We start from the raw sequence: 20,944 nt of genomic DNA, 5'->3' as shown, positions 1-20,944 counted from the left end.
CGAATGTGGCGAGATCGCATCCGGTTCAACAAAAAAATCCTCTGTCGACGGTTGCGCGCCGCACCTTGATGAATCAACCTCGGTTGGTCCATAAGCGGCGTCCCGCTGCCGGTGGTTCACCCCCGCGTCGCGTGCTTGGATAGAGGGATTCTCGCGTGGCAAATATCAACCAGAAAATTGCGCAGGAGCTTGGGGTACGGGCGGAGCAGGTCGAGGCGACGGTGACGTTGCTCGACGGCGGCGCCACGGTTCCCTTCATCGCCCGCTACCGCAAGGAAGCGACCGGTGCGCTCGACGACGCGCAATTGCGCACCCTGGAGGAGCGCCTGGGCTACCTGCGCGAGCTCGAAGACCGCCGCAAGGCGATCCTCGAATCGGTCCGCGAGCAGGGCAAGCTCGATGCCGCGCTGGAAGCCTCCATTCTCGCCGCCGACAGCAAGGCGCGTCTGGAAGACATCTATCTGCCGTTCAAGCCGAAGCGCCGCACCAAGGCCGAGATCGCCAAGGAAGCCGGGCTCGAGCCGCTCGCCAATCAGCTGATGGCGGAGCCGGGCAACGATCCGAAGGTCGTGGCCGAAACCTTCATCAACGCCGAGAAGGGCGTCGCCGATGCCGCCGCCGCGCTCGATGGCGCCCGCGCCATCCTGGTCGAGCGCTTCGATGAGGACGCCGACCTGATCGGTGCTTTGCGCGAAGAGATGTGGACCAACGCGCGCATGGCCTCCAAGGTGCGCGAGGGCAAGAAGACCGAGGGCGAAAAGTTCGCCGACTATTTCGAGTTCTCCGAGCCGCTGACGAAGCTCCCGTCGCACCGCATCCTCGCGATGTTCCGCGGCGAGAAGGAGGAAATCCTCGACCTTCAGATGCAGGCTGAGGCCGAAGCGCCGCCGCCGGGCGTGCCGAGCGCTTATGAATTGAAGATCATGAAGCGGTTCGGCATCGCCGACCTCAAGCGCGCCGGCGACCGCTGGCTGATCGATACCGTGCGCTGGGCCTGGCGTACCAAGATCCAGGTGCATCTCAACATCGACCTGCGCATGCGGCTGTGGAACGCCGCCGAGACCGAGGCCGTGCGCGTGTTCGCCTCCAATTTGCGCGACCTGCTGCTCGCGGCACCCGCCGGCACCCGCGTCACCATGGGGCTCGATCCCGGCTACCGCACCGGCGTCAAGGTCGCCGTCACCGACGCGACCGGCAAGGTGGTCGATACCGCCGTGATCTATCCGCACGAGCCGCAGCGGCAGTGGAACGAGGCACTCGCGATCCTCGGCAAGCTTGCGCTGAAGCATCGTGTCGAGCTGATCGCGATCGGCAACGGCACCGCCTCGCGCGAAACCGACAAGCTCGCAGGCGATCTCGTCAAGGGCCTGGCCGAGCTGAAGATGACCAAGATCGTGGTGTCGGAAGCCGGCGCGTCGGTCTATTCGGCCTCGGCCTTCGCCTCGGAGGAGTTGCCGGGTCTCGACGTCACCCTGCGCGGTGCGGTCTCGATCGCCCGCCGTCTTCAGGACCCGCTCGCCGAGCTCGTCAAGATCGAGCCCAAGGCGATCGGCGTCGGCCAGTATCAGCACGACCTCGGCCAGGCCAAGCTCGCCAAGTCGCTCGATGCGGTGGTCGAAGACTGCGTGAACGCGGTCGGCGTCGACGTCAACACCGCCTCGGCGCCGCTGCTGGCCCGCGTGTCGGGTGTCGGCTCCGGCCTTGCCTCGAGCATCGTGGCACACCGCGACGCCAACGGCCCGTTCAAGTCGCGCAAGGCGCTCAAGGACGTGCCGCGGCTCGGGCCGAAGGCGTTCGAGCAATGCGCGGGCTTTTTGCGCATTCTCGGCGGCGAGGATCCACTCGATGCGTCCGGCGTGCATCCGGAAGCCTATCCCGTGGTGCGGCGGATTCTCAGTGCCACCAAGAGTGACATCAAGGCGCTGATCGGCAGCAGCGAGATCGTGCGTACGCTGAAGCCCAAGGATTTCGTCGACGAGACCTTTGGTCTGCCGACCGTCACGGACATCCTGCGCGAGCTCGAGAAGCCCGGCCGCGATCCGCGTCCCGCGTTCAAGGCTGCAGTGTTCAAGGAGGGCGTCGAGGAGATCAAGCATCTCCAGAAGGGCATGATCCTCGAGGGGACCGTGACCAACGTCGCCGCCTTCGGCGCCTTCGTCGATATCGGCGTGCACCAGGACGGTCTGGTTCACATCTCCGCGATGTCCAGGACCTACATCAAGGATCCGCGCGAGGTGGTGAAGCCCGGCGACATCGTCAAGGTGAAGGTGCTGGACTTCGAGGTCGCCCGTAAGCGCATCTCGCTAACCTTGCGCCTCGACGACGAGGTAGGCGCCAAGAAGGACGCGCCCGGCATGCAGCGGGACAACAGCTCGCGAAACCCCGCGCGCATGACGTCGTCGGCCCCGCGCAACCAGGAATCCTCCGGCGGCGGTGCCCTTGCGGAGGCCATGCGCCGGGCGGCCGAGAAGAACGGCGGCAAGCGGGCGTGATACTTTAACCTCTCCCCGCTCTTGCGGGGAGAGGTCGGATCGCGCTAGCGATCCGGGTGAGGCAAGGCATGCGGCTGACCGGATCAAAGGCCCCTCCGGCCCGTAACTTGATGGTGCACGGGGCAAGCGTTGCGATCACTTTTTAGATCGCATTCGCGGACGCTGCCCCTCACCCCACCTTCTCCCCGTCAGAGCGGGGCGAGAGAGCGAAAGAGCGTTCGTCCCTAACACCTGCGTCAGAATCTGGCGCGTTTGTAAGTTGAAGGTGCCTGTCCGTTCCTCTCATCTGATCCTCCTCGCGCGGCAGAAAGATCGCCGCGCAGCACGGAGGATGCTTCGATGGACAACAGGCTTCTCAAAGGCGTCACTGCGGTGACGCTCGCCGCAATGATGGCGCTCGCTTCACCTGTGCTTGCCCGTGGCGGCGGTGGCGGTGGCGGAGGCCACGGCGGTGGCGGCTTCGGCGGTGGCGGCTTCGGCGGTGGCGGTCACGGTGGCTTTGGCGGCGGCGGGCATTTCGGCGGCGGCGGAATGCATGCGGGCGGCTTCGGCGGTATGCGCGCGGGTGGTTTCGGTGGCATGGGCGGCGCGCGCTTTGCTGGCGGCTCGGGCTTCGGTGGCGCCCGCTTCGCCGGTTCGCCAATGGCCGCCCGTGCTGCCATGGGGCCGCGCTTTGTCGGTGCACCATTGGCGACCCGCGCCGCTTTCGGCCCGCGGTTTGCTGGCCCGGGCTGGCACGGCAGGCCGTTCATTGGTCGCCATGCCTTCTTCCACCGTCACCGCTTCAACCGGTTCGCTTTCGTCGGCGCGCCGTTCTTCTATGCCAACTATGGCAACTATTACGACGATGGCTGCTGGCAAAGGAGCTGGACAGCCTATGGATGGCAATGGGTCAATGTGTGCGGAGACTATTGGTAGTCGCATCGCGGTACCGCACCATTGTCGCGATCGCCACCGGGCGGTTCCGCTCAGCCCCGGAACGGGATAGTCTGGTGGCGATCGTCGCGCGGAGTTTTGCATGACCGGAGGTCACCGCCGCATTCTGGTCGTCGAGGACGATCCGGAAACCGCAGGCCAGCTCGTCGAGGAACTCACCACCTCGGGCTACGACGTCGATCTTGCCGCGACGGGTCGTGAAGCCCTGAGCCACGGCGTCGCCCGCGACTATGCCGTGATCACCATCGACCGCATGCTGCCTGACATCGACGGCATCGCCGTGATGCGCCAGTTGCGCGACGACGGCATCGCCGCACCCTTCCTGATCATCTCCGCGCTCGGCGAGGTCGACGACCGCGTGCGCGGTTTGCGCGCCGGGGGCGATGACTATCTCGTCAAGCCGTTCTCCTTCGTCGAGCTGCTGGCGCGCCTCGAGGCGCTCGGCCGCCGCAGCGAGACCGTCGCCAAGGAAACCATCCTGCGGGTCGGCGATCTCGCCATCGACCTGATCGCGCGCAACGCCAGCCGGCGCGGCCGGAAAATTCCGCTGCTGCCGCGCGAGTTTCAGCTGCTCGAATATCTCGTCCGCAACGAAGGCCGCGTCGTCTCCCGGGCGATGCTGCTCCAGCATGTCTGGGACCTGCATTTCGATCCCTCCACCAACATCATCGACGTCTATGTCGGGCGCGTCCGCCGCAAGGTCGACGATGCCCAGGCCTATCCGCTGATCCATACGATCCGCGGCATCGGATATTGCCTCCGTGCTCCTGGCTAAGACGCTCCGCTCCTCGACCTTCCGTCTGGCACTGATCGCGATCGCGGCGTTCGGCCTGATCGTCGCGGCGATCATGGCCTATGTCTATTTCGGCACGATCGCCTATGTGCAGGGTCGGGTCGGCGACGCCGGCGATCACAGCGGCTTCACCGCGATGATCCAGCTCGCGATGGTCGCCGTCGCCGTGCTGCTGGCCGTGCTGGCCGGGCTCGCCGCCGTGCTGGTGACGCGGCGCACGGTCGGACGGATCGAGGAGATCAATGCGACCAGCCGCGCCATCATGCTGTCGGGGCTCGACCGGCGCATTCCCTTGCGCGGCAGTCACGACGAGTGGGACCGCGTCGCCGAAAACCTCAACCAGATGCTCGACCGCATCGAGACGCTGATGGGCGAGGTCAAGCAGGTCAGCGACAACGTCGCCCACGATTTGCGCACGCCGCTGACACGCATGCGCGGCCGGCTGGAAAAGGCCTATCACACTCCGCGAAATGGCGAGGCCGATGCGACGCTGATTGGCGATACCATCGCCGATCTCGACGCCGTGCTCGGCATGTTCGCTTCCATCACCCGGATCTCGGAGATCGAGACCCGCGCCCGCCGGAGCGCGTTTCGCACGCTGAGCCTCACCGAGATTGCCGGCGAGGTCGTCGAGCTCTACGACGCCGCGGCCGAGCAGGTCGCGACCCGCCTCAGCCTTGACGGCGACCGCGAGGTTGCGATTACGGGGGACCGCGACCTGCTGTTCGACGCCATCGCCAATCTGGTCGACAACGCGATCAAGCACGGCCGCGCGGGCGGGCAGGTCACGGTGACCTGTCGCAGCGCCGGCGCCGGGGCGGTGATCGCGATCGCCGACGATGGTCCGGGCATTCCCACCGGAGAGCGCGATCACGTGTTCAAGCGCTTCTACCGGCTCGAACAGAGCCGTTACACGCCGGGCAACGGTCTGGGCTTGAGCCTGGTCGCGGCCGTTGCCGGTCTCCATGGCGCCGAGATTGCGCTGCACGACAATGCGCCGGGCCTCACGGTCCGGCTCAGCTTCCCGGCGACATCAACGCGATAGGAGCTGACGGCGTCATAGCTCGATCACGCCGCGGCGTGCCGCATGCGCGACCGCGTCGGTGCGGCCGGTGGCATCCAGCTTGTCGAGCAGCGAGCCGACGTGGAATTTGACCGTGTGCACGGAAATGCCGAGCTGGCGCGCGATCAGCTTGTTGGACGCGCCTTCCGCCATCAGCGCCAGGACATCGAGCTCGCGCTGCGTCAGTGCGATGTCTTCCGGCATGATGCGCGGATCGCGGGCCATGACCGTCGCCGTGGCGGCCTCGCCGGGCGCGGCGAGCCGAAGCCCGGCGATGTTGCCKAGCAGGACCGCCAGGCGATCGGCGAGGGCGGGATCGTCGATCTCCAGGGCGAGCACGATCTCGGGCGCGTTGTCCTCGCTCACGCCTCCGGCCTCTCGCCGATCGTGACCTTGAAGCTGACTGGCTCGCCGCCGCGGCGCACCGCGACATCGACCACCGTGCCGACGCTCGCAGGTCCCAGCGTCCGCGACAGCGCACGCACGCCGGAGAGCTTCTGGTCGTTGACCGCCACGATGACGTCGCCCTGGCGGATGCCGGCCGCAGCCGAAGGACCGGCCTTGTCGACATTCATCACCATCGCGCCGATGCCATCGTCGAGCCGCACCGGCTGGAGCCCGAGGCCGAGATATCCGCGGGCGACGCGGCCGCGCGCCTCGAGCTGTGCCGCGACCCGCTCGATTGTCGCCGTCGGGATCACCAGGACCCGCCGCGGCCCGAGCACGGCCATGCCGAAGGCGTCGCCTGATGCATCGAGCGCGAGCCCGCCTTGTTGCGCGAAGCGCAGGCGTACGTCGAGCTCGATCCGCGCATCGATGTCGCCGCCGCGCAAGGAGCGCCAGCTCTTGCCGGACAGTGATACCATGCCGAGCGCCGCGCTCGGCGCATCGCGATCGGTGGCGACGACGACCGACAGCGTGCCGAGGGCCGGAACGGTCGCGGCCAGCTTGACCGGCGCAAGACTGGCATCGGTGCGCAACAGCGCGATGTCGGTCGTATGGTCGCGGCCAGCGATCGTGGCGGCCGCGGTGCTGCCGTCGGGGAGGCCGATCTGGATATCGCCCTCGTCGGCCAGCGCTTCGTCGGCGGTGACGATCAAGCCGGGTTTCCAGACGAAGCCGGTGGCGCGGGAGCGATGCGAATGCACGGCGACGACGGATGGCGCGGTGCGCGTCACGACATCCGCGAGCGCGGACGAAAGGGACGACAGAGGAGTGGGGTCGGTCATGGAAGGCTCCTGTAAATTGTCCTCAATCTGGGATGTCGCGGGCGATTGCGAAACTGGCCGGGTGGCCAGGACAGACGGGGCGGACCGACCTCCGCAGGGGCACGGCCGACGAACATGTGATTGGGACGCCTTCACGGGAACGTGTAGCAATCCAGGAATTGCACTGTACGACCTCCAGCGCTTCCAGCGAGCCCCGACCGATGACCGTCGACTTCACCCGCCGCACTCTGCTTCAACTCGCCGGTGCGACCTCGCTCGCGATGGCGGCCGCCGCCGCCGCTCGGGCCGAGGGCATGCCGCAAGGCGGCGGGCCGACCTATGCCAGCCGTACGCCGATGCGGGTGGGCATGGTGACGCTCCGGGTCAAGAACCTCGACAAGGTCGCGGACTACTATCGCGACGTGATCGGGCTGACCGTGATGGAGCGCTCCGCCGGCGCCGCGACGCTCGGCACGGCCGGCATCACGCTGCTCGTGCTGGAAGCCCGTCCCGAGGCCGCGATCGAGCCGCGCAACGCCGCGGGCCTCTACCACACCGCCTTCCTGATGCCGTCGCGAAAAGATCTCGCGCGCTGGCTGGTGCACGCAGCCTCGCATCGCGTGCCGCTGTCGGGCTTCGCCGATCATCTCGTCAGTGAATCCGTCTATCTCGACGACCCCGAAGGTAACGGCATCGAGGTCTATGCCGACCGCGATCCCTCGCAATGGCAGTGGAGCGAGGGCAGCGTGAAGATGGCGAGCGACGAGCTCAACATCCCTGACCTCTTGTCGCTGACCAACACGCGCGTGGCAGACTACGCCAAGGCGCCGGACGGTCTGCGCGTCGGGCACATGCATCTGCGTGTCGGCGATCTCGCCGAGGCCGAACGGTTCTATCACGGCACGGTCGGCCTCGATCCCACCCGCCGCCGTGGCGGCGCCGCGTTCCTGTCGTCGGGCCGCTATCACCATCACCTCGGCATGAACATCTGGCAGAGCCAGGGGGCCGGCCAACGCGACGATCAGACCACGGGGCTCGCCTGGTTCTCGCTGGTGATGGCGAAGCAGGACATTCTCGCCGCGCAGGAGGAACGCCTGCGCAAGGGCGGCGCGCAGGTCACGGCGCTCGCCAACGGTGTGGAGGCCGTCGATCCCTGGGGCACGCGGGTGCGCCTGATCAGGGTTTGATCGCCGGCTCGGGCGTTGCTATGACCGGTCAGGCGCTAGCCAATTTTCCGGGGTTCAGCCTGACATGCCCGATTTTCACGGCGTCTTTCCCTATCTCGTTTCGCCCGTCGATTCCGATGGCACGGTGCGCACCGAAGTCCTCGGCAGGCTCTGCGACAATTTGATCGGCGCAGGCGTGCACGGGCTGACGCCGCTGGGTTCGACTGGCGAGTTCGCCTATCTCAATGCCGCGCAACGCACCGAGATCGTGCAGACCACTATCCAGGCCGCGAAGGGCCGCGTGCCGGTTGTGGCCGGCGTCGCATCCACCTCGACGGCGGACGCAGTGGCGCAGGCGAAGGCCTATCAGAAGTGTGGCGCCAACGGCATTCTGGCGATCCTGGAAGCGTACTTCCCGCTCGCCGATGCCCAGGTCGAATCGTACTTCCGCGCCATCGCGGATGCCGTGGACATCCCGGTCGTCATCTACACCAATCCGCAATTCCAGCGTTCCGATCTCACGCTCGACATCATCGCGCGCCTCGCTGAACATCCGCGCATCGGCTACATCAAGGACGCCTCGACCAATACCGGCCGGCTGCTCTCGATCATGAACCGCTGCGGCGATGCCTTGCGCGTGTTCTCGGCCTCCGCCCATATCCCGGCGGCGGTGATGCTGATCGGCGGGCTCGGCTGGATGGCGGGACCGGCCTGCATCATCCCGCGCCAGAGCGTCGCGCTCTACGACCTCTGCAAGGCCGGCCGCTGGGACGAGGCCATGGCGCTCCAGCGCAGGCTGTGGCGGATCAACGAGGCTTTCGCTCGCTTCAACCTCGCCGCCTGCATCAAGGCGGGGCTGGCGATCCAGGGCTACGACGTCGGCGATCCCGTCCCGCCGCAGGCCGCGCTGACCGTGGAGGCGCGCAAGGTCGTGGAAGCGGCGTTGAGGGAGCTTTCTCCGTAGCAGTGCCGTAGGGTGGGCAAAGCGTAGCGTGCCCACCATCCCGATCATCCGTTGAGAGAGGGTGGGCACGGCGCAAGCGCGCCTTTGCCCACCCTACGGAATCGTGGATTTGCGGGACGGCATGCCGAAATCGTGGATATCCCGCCCAAAACCGCGGCTGGCATGCCCTTGATCGATCCGCTAAAAGGCTGCCCGCAGTTTCGAAAAGACCCTGAGGACCCCACGGAATGAACATTCTTCCCGGCAMTTTGCGTTTCGGAGCGGGCCAGCCCGTCAAGCGTTTGGAAGACCAGCGGCTGCTCACCGGGAAGGGGCAGTTCATCGACGACAAGCCGGAGGAAGGCGCGCTGTGGTTGCATGTGCTGCGCTCGCCGCATGCCCACGCGAAGATCGTCTCGATCGACACCGGCGCTGCGGCATCGATGCCGGGCGTCACCGCGATCTACACCGGCGCTGACCTCGTCAAGGACGATATCGGCACCATTCCGACCCTGAGCATCTTCAAGCGCCCCGACGGCAAGCCGATGACGGTGCCGCCGCGCCGCCTGCTCGCCCATGAGATCGTCCGCTACGCCGGCGAAGCGATTGCGGCGGTGGTTGCTTCCTCCCGCGCGGAAGCACAGAGCGCGGCCGAAGCGATCGTGATCGAATACGACGTGCAGCCCGCGGTGGTCGATCCCGTCGAGGCGGTCAAGCCCGGCGCGCCCGTGGTGTGGCCCGAGGCGCCCGACAACATCGTCGGTGCGATGAGCTATGGCGATGCCGCCAAGGCGGACGAGGCGTTTGCCAAGGCTGCGCATACGGTCGAGCTCGACATCGTCAGCCAGCGTCTGGTGCCCTCCGCGATGGAGCCGCGCTCGACCATTGCCGAGATCGACAAGAAGACCGGCCGTCTTCTCCTGCATGTGCAGTCGCAGACCCCGGCCTCGACCCGCGACGTGCTCGCGGAAGCCGTGCTCAAGCGCCCCAAGGACAGCGTCCGCGTGCTGGTCGGCGACATCGGCGGCGGCTTTGGCCAGAAGACCAACCTCTATCCGGAAGACGGCATCGTCGCCTATGCCGCGACCAAGCTGAACCGGAAGATCCGCTGGCGCGGCGACCGCACCGACGAATTCGTCGGCGGCACCCATGGCCGCGATCTCACCTCGACGGCCTCCTTTGCGCTGGACGAGAAGGGCAAGGTGCTGGCCTATCGCGTCAAGTCGATCGGCTGCACCGGTGCTTACTCCTCGGGTGCGGCGAACATCATTCCGCTGGTGCTCGGGCCGTTCGTGCAGACCGGCGTCTACGATCTGCCGCTGGTGCATTTCGAGGTGCAGTCGGTGATGACCAACACCGCGCCTGTCGGCGCCTATCGCGGCGCGGGCCGGCCTGAAGCCGTTTTCATCGTCGAGCGCCTGTTCGACGCCGCTGCACGAAAAATCGGCATGGATCCGCGTGCGATCCGTAAAGCGAACTACATCAAGCCGGCGCAGCTGCCCTACACCAACGCCGCCGGTCAGGTTTACGATTCCGGCGCCTTCGCCCACATGCTCGATCGCGCCGTGAAGTTGGCCGACTGGGACGGCTTTGCCGCGCGCAAGAAAGCCGCGAAGAAGAAGGGCCTGCTCTACGGTCGCGGGCTCACGTCCTACATCGAGTGGACCGGCGGCCGCGCGCACACCGAGAAGGTCAGCCTGCACGCGACCTCGCAGGGCCGCGTCGTGCTGCATTCCGGCACCATGGCGATGGGGCAGGGGCTGCAGACCACCTACACCCAGATGATCTCCGACACGCTCGGCATTGCCATAGACAAGATCGACGTGGTCCAGGGTGACACGGATCTCGCCATGGGCTTTGGCAGCGTCGGCTCGCGCTCGCTGTTCGTCGGCGGCACGGCGGTCGCGGTCTCGTCCAACGATCTGATCCAGAAGGCGCGCGAGAAGGCAGCCAACGTGCTGGAGACCTCGGTCGAGGATATCGAATATCAGGGCGGCATGCTCACCGTGGTCGGCACCGACCGCCGCATCAGCCTGTTCGATCTCGCCGAGAAGGAGGGCGGCGCCAAGCTCAGCGTCGATTCCGAAGGTGAGGTCGATGGCCCGAGCTGGCCGAACGGCACGCATATCTGCGAGGTCGAGATCGACCCCGAGACCGGCGTCTCCAAGGTCGTGCGCTACACCACGGTCGACGACGTCGGCGTTGCCGTGAACCCGATGCTGGTCACCGGCCAGATCCATGGCGGCGTCGCGCAGGGCATCGGTCAGGCCCTGTATGAAGGCGTCTCCTACGACGCCGACGGTCAGCTCCTCACCGCGAGCTACCAGGATTACTGCATCCCGCGCGCCGACGACGTGCCGCCGATCGTTGTGACGCTCGACGACTCCGCGCCCTGCCGCACCAATCCGCTCGGCGCCAAGGGCTGCGGCGAATCCGGCGCCATCGGCGGCCCGCCCTGCGTCACCAATGGCGTGATGGACGCACTCGCCGAGCTCGGCATCACCCAGCTGAATACGCCCCTGACGCCGCAGAAGATCTGGAAGGCGATCCGGGACGCGAAGGTGGTGGGTTAGCGGAAGGCGTTGTTGCGCTAGCTGCCGCCTCATACCCAACTGTCGTCCCGGGGCGCGCACAGCGCGAGCCCGGGACCCATAACCACAGGACGTTGTTTGACGAAGACTCGTGGTGACCAGCTCGCGCCATAACCTCACCCCGTGGTTATGGGTCCCGGATCTGCGCTTCGCTTCGCTGTGCTTGTCCGGGACGACAGCGGAGAATGCCGCGCCAGCTCTGGCTAAATCCCCACGCCCTCTAAATCCCCAGCATCATCTTCGCGATGATGTCGCGCTGGATCTCCGAGGTGCCGCCGAAGATCGTGTAGGCCCGGCCGTTGAGATATTCCGGCACCACCGTCAGCATCTCCTCAGGCGTCGCCGGCGCGTGGTTGAGCTTGTAGAGCGGGCGCATCGGCTCGACCGCGAGCGCGTCGTGGCCGATCACGTCGGCGCCGAGCCGCGTCACGGCCTGCCGGATCTCGCTGTTACGCAGCTTCAGGATCGACGACACCGCGCCGGGATTTTGTCCGGTCTGCAGCGCCGAGAGCACGCGCAGCTCGGTCATCTCCAGCGCGTCGATGTCGATTTCGACCTCGGAGATGCGCACGGCGATATCGGGGCTGTCGATCGCGCGGCCCGTCAGCTCCGACTCGGCCAGCTCCGCGATCGCCTTCAGTCCCTCGCGAAGCTTCGCTGACGCAATGCCGGAGCCGCGCTCGAACTCGAGCAGATATTTGCCGTAGGTCCAGCCCTTGCCTTCCTCGCCGACGCGATTGGCCATGGGCACGCGCACGTCGTCGAAGAACACCTGGTTGACTTCGTGGTCGCCCCCGATGGTGAGGATCGGGCGTGTCGTGATGCCCGGCGTCGTCATGTCGATGAGAATAAAACTGATGCCGTCCTGTTGCCGCGGCCCGTCGCTGGTGCGCACCAGCGCGAACATGCGGTTGGCGTGGTGGGCATGCGTGGTCCAGATTTTCGTGCCGTTGATGATGTAGTCGTCGCCGTCGCGCACCGCGCGCGTCTTCAGCGACGAGAGATCGGAGCCGGAGCCCGGCTCGGAATAGCCCTGGCACCAATAATCCTCGCCGGAGAGGATGCGCGGCAGATAAAAGCTCTTCTGCTCGGGCGAGCCGAAGCCGATGATGACGGGCCCGACCATCTTCACGCCCATCACGTTGACATTGGGCACGCCGGCTCGTGCCGATTCAGTCTCGAAAATCCAGCGCTGCGCCGGCGTCCAGTCCGGACCGCCATGTTCGACCGGCCAGCCCGGTGCGCCCCAGCCCTGCCGGTGCAGCGCGCGCTGCCAAGCCATACCGATATCAGGGTCGGAGAACACCGACGGCGTCAGCGCGGTTGCGCGCTTCATCTCCTCGGTGAGGTTTTTCGCAATGAAGCCGCGTACCTCGTCCTGGAAGGCGCGCTCCTCGGTGTTGAACGAGAGGTCCATGATGCGCTCCTTGTGTCAGGCTGTGCGGCCGAGCTGGGCGTGGCGGCTAAAATGATGCGCGCTGCCGCCGAACAGCGTGTCGAAGGTGACCAGCCGCTTGAAATAGGCGCCGACCTCAAGCTCCTCGGTGACACCCATGCCGCCGTGGAGCTGGATCGACTGCTCGCCGACGAAGCGCGCGCATTTGCCGATCTTCGCCTTTGCACCCGACGCAGCTCGTGCGCGCTCGATCGGCGTGCTGTCTGCCTTCAGCGCGGCGCGCAGCGCCATCGAGCGCGCCTCGTCGACCTGCATTGCCATGTCGGCGAGGCGGTGGCGGATCACCTGGTTGGCCGAGAGCGGCCGGCCGAACTGCTTTCTGATCTTGGTGTATTCCAGCGTGGTGTCGAGCAGCGTCTGCATGATGCCGACGGCTTCCGCGCCAAGCGCAGCCATGGCGCGATCGACGGCCCATTCGATCGCGGGCAGGGCGTCGTGTCCGTCGCCGAGCAGGGCATCCTCCGGCAGCTCGACGCCGGACAGCTCGATATTGCAGGCCCGTCCACCGCCGAGACGTTCATAGTCGATGATGACAACGCTGGGCGTCTTCGCCGGCACCAGGAACAGGCCGATCCGTCCCGAAGGTCCCTTGTGATCGTGGATATGCGCGGAGACGATGATCTCGTCGGCGGCGTGGCCGTCGAGCACCGCGATCTTGCTGCCGGCAAGGCGCCAGCCTTGCGCCGTCTTGTGGGCGACGGTCGCGACCTTGGCGAGATCGAAGCGCGCGGCGCGCTCGGAATGGGCAAAGGCGAGCTTCAGCGATCCATCCGCGACCTTCGGCAGCCTCGCCCGCTTCTGCGCGGTGCTGCCGCATTTGTCGATGAGCGCCGCACCGAGCACGACCGTCGCGATATACGGCTCCGACACCAGCCCGCGACCAAAGGCTTCCATCAGAATGCCGATCTCGACCACGCCGCCGCCGAGACCGTCGAACTCCTCCGGAATCGGCAGCGCCAGCCAGCCAAGCTCGGCGAACTGCTTCCACACCGCAGGGCTGAAGCTGGACGGATCGTTCGCCATCTTGCGGCGATGGTCGGCATCGTAGCTTTCGGCCACGAAACGCTCCGCGCTCTCGCGCAGCAACCGTTGCTCGTCACTCAGGTTGAGGTCCATATCGTTACTCCGCGGCCGCCGGCGGCTTGCGCACGGTGGGATGCAGTCCGGATGGATCGACCACCATGCCGAACTCCTGAAGGTTATGGGCGTGACAGAGCTGATGCAGCGCAAAGGCCTGGTCGATCGCGGCGGGCTGGCCCATCACATCGACCGAGCGATTCACCGCCTCCTTGGTCAGCTTCAGCGCAAAGGAAGGCTTTGATGCGATCCGGCGCGCCAGCTCCAGCACCGACGCTGAGAGCTCCGCGCGCGGCACGACCCGGTTGACCATGCCGAGCTGATGCGCCTCCTGCGCACTCCATGCGTCGGCCGTGAACAGGAATTCCTTCGCCTTGCGCGGGCCGAGCTCCCAGGGATGCACGAACCATTCGACCCCGCAGACGCCCATGGTCACCACGGGATCGCAGAACTGAGCATCGTCGCTGGCGACGATGAGGTCGCAGGCCCAGGCCAGCATCAATCCGCCGGCGATGCACTTGCCGTGCACCTCGGCAATGGTCGGCTTGGCCAGGTTGCGCCAGCGCCGCGTGATCTGGAGATAGATTTCCTGCTCACGCGCGAAGCGGCCATGCGCGTTCGGTTCGGCGAAGCCACCCCAATTTCCGATCGGCGGAAAATCGACGCCTGCGGCGTTCTTGCCGCCGGGGCGCAGATCGTGGCCCGATGAGAAATGCGGCCCGTTGCCGGCGAGGATGATCACCTTGACCGCGTCGTCCTGCACCGCGGCGTCGAACGCGGCATTGAGGTCGTAGGTCATTTGCAGGTTCTGCGCGTTGCGCGCCTCGGGCCGGTTCATCACGACCCGGGCAATCGCCGCCTCGGGCCTCTCCACGAGGATGGTCTCGAACGAGCTCATCGCGTTCCCCTTGGCGTTTCCGTTCTTGTTTTGCTCAAGTTGACTATGTCGGCCAGGGATAGGCAAGGGGCTTGCGTCAGTCGGTTGCTTTTCGCGCCGCCGGCACAAGATGTCTGGTGCCGCGCGCGTTCAATCTGATAGTTTACGCCAGATTTCACCGGGAGGAATTTGATGCGCAAGATCCTGACCGTGCTGGCGGCTCTGGCCTCGCTGAGCCTGACCAATTGCGGCTACAACGCGATCCAGAGCGAGGACGAGCAGATCAAGGGCAACTGGTCCGAGGTCGTGAACCAGTATCAGCGCCGCGCCGATCTCGTGCCCAATCTGGTCAACTCGGTGAAGGGCTTTGCGCAGCAGGAAAAGGACGTGCTGCTCGGCGTCACCAATGCCCGCGCGAAGGTCGGCAGCATCCAGGCGACGCCTGAGGTGCTGAACGACCCCGCCGCCTTCCAGAAGTTCCAGGCCGCCCAGGGCGAGCTCTCCAGCGCGCTGTCACGTCTCTTGGTCGTCACCGAGAACTATCCGCAGCTCAAGTCCGATGCGCTGTTCAAGGATTTGATGTCGCAGCTCGAAGGCACCGAGAACCGCATCACGGTCGCGCGCAACCGCTACATCAAGGCGGTGCAGGACTATAACGTCACCATTCGCTCCTTCCCGAGCAACCTCACCGCAATGATGTTCGGCTACAAGGAGAAGCCGAATTTCGCGGTCGAGAACGAAAAGGAGATCTCGACCGCGCCGAAGGTCGATTTCAATCCGGCGCCTGCGCCGTCGAAGTAAGTGCGTTCGATTTTGCGAATGCGCCCAGCCCCACCCACCGCCGTCATTCCCCGCGAAGGCGGGGAATCCAGTACGCCGCGGCTCCTCCGTAGTCCTCTGGCGTCTCTGGAATACTGGATCGCCCGGTCAAGCCGGGCGATGACAGCGAATGTGTGGCGGGCGCTTATCGCATTCGTGCTGCTGATTGGCTGCTCGTTACCCACCTTCGCCGATGTCGCCATCCCCCAACTCACCGGTCGCGTGGTCGACCAGACCGGCACGCTGTCGAGCGCCGACATCGCCGCGCTGTCGCAAAAGCTGCGTGATTTCGAGACGCGCAAGGGCAGCCAGGTCGCCGTCCTGATCGTGCCGACGACCCAGCCGGAGACGATCGAGCAGTTTTCGATCCGCGTCGCAGACGCCTGGAAGATCGGCCGCAAGAAGGTGGACGACGGCGCGATCCTCGTCGTCGCCAAGAACGACCGGCATTTGCGCATCGAGGTCGGCTACGGCCTCGAGGGCGCGCTCACCGACGTCACATCGCGGCGGATCATCGACGAGATCATCACGCCGAAATTCAGGACGGGCGATTTCGCCGGCGGCATTACTGATGGCGTCGATCGCATGATGCGGGTGATCGACGGCGAGCCGCTGCCAGTACCTTCGCCGACTGTGAATTTCGGCAATCTGGACGATATTGCGCCGCTGTTCATTGTGACGCTGTTCGCCTCGATCGGGGTCGGTGGCTTCTTCCGGGCTATGCTGGGGCGGCTGCTTGGCTCATTGGCGACCGGCGGCATCATCGCAGCGCTGACCTGGCTCATTCTCGGGTCCTTTGCAATCGCGCTCGCGCTCGGAGCGCTGGGCTTCGTCATCGGCTTCATCGCCGATCTGTTTGCGGCGATGGCGCCAAGCTCGGGGTCGTCGCGCGGCGGCTCGTGGTCGAGCGGCTCCTCGGGAGGTGGCTGGAGCAGCGGATCGTCGTCCAGCGACAGCGGCGGCTTCAGCGGCGGTGGTGGCAGCTTTGGTGGCGGCGGCGCCTCGGGGAGCTGGTAGCGGTCATGAGCATCAAGCGCATTGCCAGACATCTCGTGCAACATCATTGGCGGGCGAAGCAGATCTTTCCGCCAGCCGTGCTCGCCCGCATCGAGCAGGCGATCAGGCAGGGTGAGAGCACGCATTCCGGCCAAGTCCGCTTCGTCGTCGAAGGCGCGCTCGACGGGCGACCGCTGTTCCGCAACCAGCCGGCCCGAGAGCGCGCGCTCGATGTGTTCTCTCTCTTGCGTATCTGGGACACCGCGCACAACAACGGCGTCCTGATCTATCTCCTGCTCGCCGATCGCGATGTCGAAATCGTCGCCGATCGCGGCATTCACGCGAAGGTCGGTGACGAGGGCTGGGAGAACATCTGCCGCGCGATGGAGGCCGAGTTCGCCTCCGGCCAGTTCGAGCGCGGCGTGATCGGCGGCATCGCGGCGGTGTCGCGCGAGCTGGCACGGCATTTTCCGCCGCAGGGGCCACCTGCGAATGCGCTGCCGGATACGCCGGTGGTGATGTGACGGATAGTGATGTGGGCGGAGCGGTGACGTGAACGGAGTGGGCGCCGCCCACTCCGTCATTGCGAGGAGCTCTTGCGACGAAGCAATCCAGACTGCGGCTTTGGAAAGATCCTGGATTGCTTCGCTACGCTCGTAATGACGGTGTGGAGGCAGCCATTCCGCGGCCGTTCATCTTCCCCCGCTTACAATTTGTTTCACGCCCGCCACACCGGTTCCACGTTCCCGGCCAAATTCGGCCCCGGATGACTTCCTAAAACTTCGGTAAGCGGGTCCCGAAGTAAGGATTTCGCAAGCAATGAAAGTTACCAAAAGGTCAATCCAGAGTGGAGTATTCGAACTGTGAGCGAACCAATGGCTGAGCAGGCTGCCCAGGATACGAGCGTCGTGGAAGCTGCGACCGCGCCGCAGGCCGTCGAGGCTGCCGGCATCGAGGCCCCCTCGATCGCCCCCGACCATGAGTCGCCGCCCAAGCCTGATCCAGTCAAGGCAGAGGCGCCGAAGGTCGAGCCGCCCCGGATCGAAGTGCCGAAGTTCGAGACCAAGCCCGAGCCGAAGCCCGGCAAGCTCATCGTCATGGCCCCGTCGGAGCGCTCCTGGGAGCGCGAGGAGTTTGCCCCGCATGTGAAGGCGGACGAGCCGCGCGAGACCGGCGACAAGCGCCGCCTGTCGGCGATGGCCGCGGTGGTGGCGATTGCTGCCAGCGTCGGCGCCATCAGCGGCGCGCTCGCGACTGCGGGCATGATGCACTTCGCGGCCCCGGCCCCCGCGCCGGCGCAGGTCGCCGACACCAGCGCGCTGGAATCCTCGGTTGCCCGGATCGATGCCGATGTCGTCGCACTGAAGGCGAATGTCGAGCACACATCCAAGACTGGCCTCAGCCAGTTCAACCGGGCCAATGACCGCCTCGACAAGCTCGAGAAGGCTCAGGCCGAGCCGATGGCCAAAATCGCAAAACTGTCCGAGACCGTCGACAAGCTCCGCGCCACGCCACCCGCGGCCCCCACGCAGGCCGCAGCCGCCGCCGCGAAGGAGACCACCGGCTCGATCGCGCCGACCCAGGTTGCGACCGCCGCCGCCGCACCGGTTCCGGCCCCTGCCGCGCCCAAGACCGAGGTCGGCCGGTTGCCGACGATCGACGGCTGGGTGCTGCGCGACGTCGCCAATGGCGGTGCGCTGATCGAGGGCCGCGGCGGCCTCTACGAGGTCTATGCCGGTGACCCCATCCCCGGAATTGGCCGCGTCGATGCGATCCGCCGTCAGGACGGCCGCTGGGTCGTCGTCACCCGCAAGGGCCTGATCGTCGCGCGCTGAGCGCTGGACATTCTACTTTCGAAAAGGCGCTTCACCACCATGTGAGGCGCCTTTTGACTTGAATAGGCCGGCTCAGGCGGTGTTACTGAAGGCATGAGCCGCGCGTTGCGAATTCTCTTTGCTGCCGCCGTCTTGCTTGGCGGGACTGTTTCGCTTTTCGCAGCGGAGAACGCGCCGTTGACGCGCGGCACGGCGATCATCGATCCCGATCTGCTCCGCAAGCTCGACCAGAACGATTCGCTTACGATCTCGCGCCTGCTATGGCCGGAGCGGAACGCAAACGTTCCGCTGACGACCGATTTGCTGTTCTCGTCGCTGTCGCAGCTCAAGGGAATTCCACCCGCGATCGACGCGGAGTTCGACCGCTACATGATCAGGCAGAAGGCGGCGTACCCGACCGAGACCATCGGCGTCGGCGAAGGCTTTGACGTGCAGCTGTTCGATCGGGCCAATCTCAAATCCCGCGACACCCGCTTCGTGCTGGCGGGCATCGTCAATCGCATGGACCGCGCCTATGTCTCGGAGGAGGCGTGCGGTGAGATCAGGCTGATCTATCGGCTGGTGCGTTTCGAGAGTAAGCCGGAAGGTGGCAAGACCGCGACGCGCCTGCCGATGACGTTCAATCTGGTGATGAAGGCACGCGATGCGCGCCAGACCGATGCGAACGGAAAGCCTGTTACTTGCGCCGAGGTCGCGCGGCGCTGGCTCGACAATGGCGACTGGCAGGGGCTGATCGGCAGCAGCATCTTCCCTTCCGACGCCATGCTCGATCGCATCGAGACCAATATCCAGATCTCGATCGCGCCGAAATCGGCACTGCACGATTTCCGCTCCGACTATCTGCTCAAGGTGTTCAAATATAACGCCGCGACGAAGACGTTCGAGGAATCGACGCTGGAGAACCAGATCGACCGCGACCGCATCCTCGCCGACAACGATCTTCGACGTGACTTCAAGGCTTGGCTGCTCGCGCCGGAAAATCTCCGCGAGTTCGATCGCGGCACGGTGCTGATCCCCGAGACATTCCTGGCCAAGGCCGCGGTGGTGCCGACGCCCGCCGGCCTCGATGCTTCGCCGTTGCAGCCGGAGTTCGGCATGGTGCAAGGGGAGGACAGGGACAGCAACAAGGGCGAGCCGGTCTTCACCGACAACGACGTGGTCGGCGCGCTGAAGCAGGCGGCGGCGCGTGGCATCGACATGCAGAACATCCGCTCGGTCGCGGGCTTCCAGCGCCGCCTCAACGACGTCACCTGCGCCGGCTGCCACCAGACCCGCGGCATCGGCGGCTTCCATTTTCCGGGCGTCGATTGGCTGGCGGACAAGCCGTCGAATTCCACCATCGTGCCGGCCTCGCCGCACTTCTTCGGCGACCAGGTCCGCCGCCGCGACATCCTGACCGCATTCGCCGCGGGCAAACGCCCTGATTTCTCACGCGGATTTGCCAGCCGGCCGCAGACCCGCGGCAGCGGGGAACTGGCCGGCACCGAATATCAGGATGGTTGGGGTGCCCATTGTTCCCTTCAAAATGCGGGATCGGGAGCGCCGGATAAGAGTTTTACGTCATGGAGCTGTGCTAAAGGTCTCACCTGTCAGGCTGCCGCGGCATCGAGCCGCATCGGCATGTGCTTCATCAAGACGCGTTAGCGCGTGATCCGAAAAAGTGTGTAGCGGTTTTTCGAAAAGATCACGCGCCAGATAAAGCCAGCAACCGATTTGGATGACCCATGACTGAGACCAGCGACGCCGACAAGGAGCGCAATCGCGAGATCGCGCGCAATGAGGAAGCCAAGCAGGTCACCGGCAGCATCCGCGTCAGCACCTGGGCGGTCGCGGTGGTCGTCATCGTCGGCGGGATTCTGTTCACGCTCGGCTGGCTGGCGCTGAGGGGTTAGTACCAGCGCTCTCACTTCGCGTAATTCGTCATCCGTTTGCCGGGCAAGAGCTCATAGGCCGGTTTCCAGTGAGGCAGCGCGGCCATGCGACCGAGCCAGGCGTGGATGGCAGGATGGCTCGCCGCGAAATCGAAGCCGTGCTCGTCGCTCGGATAGTGCAGGTAGGCCATCATCGAGATATCGGCGACCGTCGGCTTCGCCCCGATCGCAAAGGCATTGTGCTGGAGATGTCCGTCGAGAATGCTGAGGAAGTCCTCGAGCCGCCGGCGAAAATGCTTCAGCACCTGCGGATCGTTTTTCTCAGTGAACGCCCGCATGAAGCGATAGGTCGCCATGTAGCCGGTGAGCTTGTGGTTGTCCCAGAACAGCCAGCGCAGCAGCTCGAACTTTTCCTCCTCGGTCTCCGCGCCGAAACGGCCGTACTGCTCGGCAAGCTTGAGCAGGAGCGGTGCGGTCTGCGTCATCTTCACGCCGTCGACCTCGAGCACGGGAATCTCGCCCATCGCGTTCACGGCCTTGCGCCATTCCGCCGTGCGCGTGACGCCGCCGCCGAAATCGGTCCACACCGGCTCGAACGTCTCGCCGCAAAGCGTCAGCATCAACGCCAGCTTGTAGCTGTTGCCGGACTCCGGGAAGTAGTGCAGGCGGTAGCTGGGCATGAGGGCCTCACGGCATTTGTGTTCTGCCGATTGTTATAGCGAGATGGTCCCTCGTCGTCATTGCGAGCGCAGCGAAGCAATCCAGCAATGCGTCTGCGGTGGGATTCTGGATTGCTTCGCTGCGCTCGCAATGACGGAGTT

General features: G+C 65.7%; 19 protein-coding genes. 13 read left to right on the top strand and 6 right to left on the bottom strand.

What is annotated here, in order from left to right; translation table 11 throughout:
• Positions 1 to 155: 155 nt before the first annotated feature.
• The 4 genes from AC1DW2_RS27780 (at position 156) to AC1DW2_RS27765 (ending at position 5,266) form a co-directional block, all read left to right on the top strand.
• Positions 156 to 2,492, top strand: a complete 2,337-nt coding sequence (locus tag AC1DW2_RS27780; RefSeq protein ID WP_477007612.1) for a Tex family protein — start codon at positions 156 to 158, stop codon at positions 2,490 to 2,492.
• A 339-nt stretch (positions 2,493 to 2,831) separates the two neighbouring features.
• The gene (locus AC1DW2_RS27775; RefSeq protein ID WP_477007611.1) at positions 2,832 to 3,410 is read left to right on the top strand and encodes a hypothetical protein; all 579 of its coding nucleotides are present in this window, start codon (positions 2,832 to 2,834) and stop codon (positions 3,408 to 3,410) included.
• A gap of 100 nt (positions 3,411 to 3,510) precedes the next feature.
• Complete coding sequence (locus AC1DW2_RS27770; RefSeq protein ID WP_014492257.1) at positions 3,511 to 4,203, top strand: response regulator transcription factor; 693 nt, start codon at positions 3,511 to 3,513, stop codon at positions 4,201 to 4,203.
• Positions 4,190 to 5,266, top strand: coding sequence for a sensor histidine kinase (locus AC1DW2_RS27765; protein ID WP_477007610.1), 1,077 nt, complete (start codon positions 4,190 to 4,192; stop codon positions 5,264 to 5,266). The genes AC1DW2_RS27770 and AC1DW2_RS27765 overlap by 14 nt, the downstream gene beginning before the upstream one ends.
• A gap of 12 nt (positions 5,267 to 5,278) precedes the next feature.
• Here the strand turns inward: AC1DW2_RS27765 and AC1DW2_RS27760 are convergent, their stop codons facing one another.
• Both AC1DW2_RS27760 and AC1DW2_RS27755 read right to left on the bottom strand, forming a co-directional pair.
• Positions 5,279 to 5,650, bottom strand: a complete 372-nt coding sequence (locus tag AC1DW2_RS27760) for a response regulator transcription factor (RefSeq protein ID WP_477007609.1) — start codon at positions 5,648 to 5,650, stop codon at positions 5,279 to 5,281.
• The gene (locus tag AC1DW2_RS27755; RefSeq protein ID WP_477007608.1) at positions 5,647 to 6,513 is read right to left on the bottom strand and encodes a S1C family serine protease; all 867 of its coding nucleotides are present in this window, start codon (positions 6,511 to 6,513) and stop codon (positions 5,647 to 5,649) included. Before AC1DW2_RS27755 ends, AC1DW2_RS27760 begins: the two co-directional genes overlap by 4 nt.
• A gap of 200 nt (positions 6,514 to 6,713) precedes the next feature.
• Here AC1DW2_RS27755 and AC1DW2_RS27750 point away from each other — a divergent pair, with 200 nt between their 5' ends.
• From AC1DW2_RS27750 to AC1DW2_RS27740, 3 genes are all read left to right on the top strand, one after another.
• Complete coding sequence (locus tag AC1DW2_RS27750; protein ID WP_477007607.1) at positions 6,714 to 7,679, top strand: VOC family protein; 966 nt, start codon at positions 6,714 to 6,716, stop codon at positions 7,677 to 7,679.
• Between the two features lie 64 nt (positions 7,680 to 7,743).
• Positions 7,744 to 8,622, top strand: a complete 879-nt coding sequence (locus tag AC1DW2_RS27745; RefSeq protein WP_477007606.1) for a dihydrodipicolinate synthase family protein — start codon at positions 7,744 to 7,746, stop codon at positions 8,620 to 8,622.
• Positions 8,623 to 8,849: 227 nt separating this feature from the next.
• Complete coding sequence (locus AC1DW2_RS27740; protein WP_477007605.1) at positions 8,850 to 11,174, top strand: xanthine dehydrogenase family protein molybdopterin-binding subunit; 2,325 nt, start codon at positions 8,850 to 8,852, stop codon at positions 11,172 to 11,174.
• A gap of 238 nt (positions 11,175 to 11,412) precedes the next feature.
• Here AC1DW2_RS27740 and AC1DW2_RS27735 read toward each other — a convergent pair whose 3' ends face one another.
• Genes AC1DW2_RS27735 through AC1DW2_RS27725 form a run of 3 tightly spaced genes read right to left on the bottom strand, consistent with a single transcriptional unit; the run spans position 11,413 to position 14,623 of the window.
• Positions 11,413 to 12,609: an acyl-CoA dehydrogenase family protein gene (locus tag AC1DW2_RS27735; RefSeq protein ID WP_477007604.1), complete on the bottom strand. Its 1,197-nt coding sequence runs from the start codon at positions 12,607 to 12,609 to the stop codon at positions 11,413 to 11,415.
• 15 nt (positions 12,610 to 12,624) lie between these two features.
• Complete coding sequence (locus tag AC1DW2_RS27730) at positions 12,625 to 13,764, bottom strand: acyl-CoA dehydrogenase family protein (RefSeq protein WP_477007603.1); 1,140 nt, start codon at positions 13,762 to 13,764, stop codon at positions 12,625 to 12,627.
• A 4-nt stretch (positions 13,765 to 13,768) separates the two neighbouring features.
• Complete coding sequence (locus AC1DW2_RS27725) at positions 13,769 to 14,623, bottom strand: enoyl-CoA hydratase (protein WP_477007602.1); 855 nt, start codon at positions 14,621 to 14,623, stop codon at positions 13,769 to 13,771.
• A 171-nt stretch (positions 14,624 to 14,794) separates the two neighbouring features.
• On the opposite strand from AC1DW2_RS27725, the gene AC1DW2_RS27720 reads away from it, so the two are divergent.
• The 6 genes from AC1DW2_RS27720 (at position 14,795) to AC1DW2_RS27695 (ending at position 20,144) form a co-directional block, all read left to right on the top strand.
• On the top strand, positions 14,795 to 15,403 hold the full coding sequence (locus AC1DW2_RS27720; protein ID WP_063985447.1) for a LemA family protein: 609 nt from the start codon (positions 14,795 to 14,797) through the stop codon (positions 15,401 to 15,403).
• A 138-nt stretch (positions 15,404 to 15,541) separates the two neighbouring features.
• Entirely contained in the window at positions 15,542 to 16,438 is an 897-nt protein-coding gene (locus AC1DW2_RS27715) for a TPM domain-containing protein (protein ID WP_477007601.1), read from the top strand.
• A gap of 5 nt (positions 16,439 to 16,443) precedes the next feature.
• On the top strand, positions 16,444 to 16,941 hold the full coding sequence (locus AC1DW2_RS27710) for a TPM domain-containing protein (RefSeq protein WP_477007600.1): 498 nt from the start codon (positions 16,444 to 16,446) through the stop codon (positions 16,939 to 16,941).
• Between the two features lie 351 nt (positions 16,942 to 17,292).
• A complete protein-coding gene (locus AC1DW2_RS27705; protein WP_477007599.1) occupies positions 17,293 to 18,252 on the top strand; it encodes a hypothetical protein in 960 nt (319 codons plus the stop codon).
• Positions 18,253 to 18,345: 93 nt separating this feature from the next.
• Complete coding sequence (locus AC1DW2_RS27700; RefSeq protein ID WP_477007598.1) at positions 18,346 to 19,896, top strand: hypothetical protein; 1,551 nt, start codon at positions 18,346 to 18,348, stop codon at positions 19,894 to 19,896.
• A gap of 80 nt (positions 19,897 to 19,976) precedes the next feature.
• A complete protein-coding gene (locus AC1DW2_RS27695) occupies positions 19,977 to 20,144 on the top strand; it encodes a hypothetical protein (RefSeq protein WP_014492272.1) in 168 nt (55 codons plus the stop codon).
• 11 nt (positions 20,145 to 20,155) lie between these two features.
• Here the strand turns inward: AC1DW2_RS27695 and AC1DW2_RS27690 are convergent, their stop codons facing one another.
• A complete protein-coding gene (locus AC1DW2_RS27690; RefSeq protein ID WP_477007597.1) occupies positions 20,156 to 20,803 on the bottom strand; it encodes a glutathione S-transferase family protein in 648 nt (215 codons plus the stop codon).
• Positions 20,804 to 20,944: the final 141 nt, after the last annotated feature.

Source organism: Bradyrhizobium sp. P3_C3 (genome assembly GCF_056402655.1).
The sequence above is the reverse complement of the archived record's forward strand: the minus strand, read 5'-3'. Positions and strand labels throughout refer to the sequence as shown.

Excerpts from the sequence above, each read along its gene's own strand:
- AC1DW2_RS27695 (WP_014492272.1), top strand. The coding sequence starts at position 19,977 with ATGACTGAGACCAGCGACGCCGACAAGGAGCGCAATCGCGAGATCGCG.
- AC1DW2_RS27775 (WP_477007611.1), top strand. The coding sequence starts at position 2,832 with ATGGACAACAGGCTTCTCAAAGGCGTCACTGCGGTGACGCTCGCCGCA.
- AC1DW2_RS27750 (WP_477007607.1), top strand. The coding sequence starts at position 6,714 with ATGACCGTCGACTTCACCCGCCGCACTCTGCTTCAACTCGCCGGTGCG.
- AC1DW2_RS27755 (WP_477007608.1), bottom strand. The coding sequence starts at position 6,513 with ATGACCGACCCCACTCCTCTGTCGTCCCTTTCGTCCGCGCTCGCGGAT.
- AC1DW2_RS27725 (WP_477007602.1), bottom strand. The coding sequence starts at position 14,623 with ATGAGCTCGTTCGAGACCATCCTCGTGGAGAGGCCCGAGGCGGCGATT.
- AC1DW2_RS27710 (WP_477007600.1), top strand. The coding sequence starts at position 16,444 with ATGAGCATCAAGCGCATTGCCAGACATCTCGTGCAACATCATTGGCGG.
- AC1DW2_RS27730 (WP_477007603.1), bottom strand. The coding sequence starts at position 13,764 with ATGGACCTCAACCTGAGTGACGAGCAACGGTTGCTGCGCGAGAGCGCG.
- AC1DW2_RS27770 (WP_014492257.1), top strand. The coding sequence starts at position 3,511 with ATGACCGGAGGTCACCGCCGCATTCTGGTCGTCGAGGACGATCCGGAA.
- AC1DW2_RS27720 (WP_063985447.1), top strand. The coding sequence starts at position 14,795 with ATGCGCAAGATCCTGACCGTGCTGGCGGCTCTGGCCTCGCTGAGCCTG.
- AC1DW2_RS27705 (WP_477007599.1), top strand. The coding sequence starts at position 17,293 with ATGGCTGAGCAGGCTGCCCAGGATACGAGCGTCGTGGAAGCTGCGACC.
- AC1DW2_RS27690 (WP_477007597.1), bottom strand. The coding sequence starts at position 20,803 with ATGCCCAGCTACCGCCTGCACTACTTCCCGGAGTCCGGCAACAGCTAC.
- AC1DW2_RS27745 (WP_477007606.1), top strand. The coding sequence starts at position 7,744 with ATGCCCGATTTTCACGGCGTCTTTCCCTATCTCGTTTCGCCCGTCGAT.
- AC1DW2_RS27715 (WP_477007601.1), top strand. The coding sequence starts at position 15,542 with ATGACAGCGAATGTGTGGCGGGCGCTTATCGCATTCGTGCTGCTGATT.
- AC1DW2_RS27735 (WP_477007604.1), bottom strand. The coding sequence starts at position 12,609 with ATGGACCTCTCGTTCAACACCGAGGAGCGCGCCTTCCAGGACGAGGTA.
- AC1DW2_RS27700 (WP_477007598.1), top strand. The coding sequence starts at position 18,346 with ATGAGCCGCGCGTTGCGAATTCTCTTTGCTGCCGCCGTCTTGCTTGGC.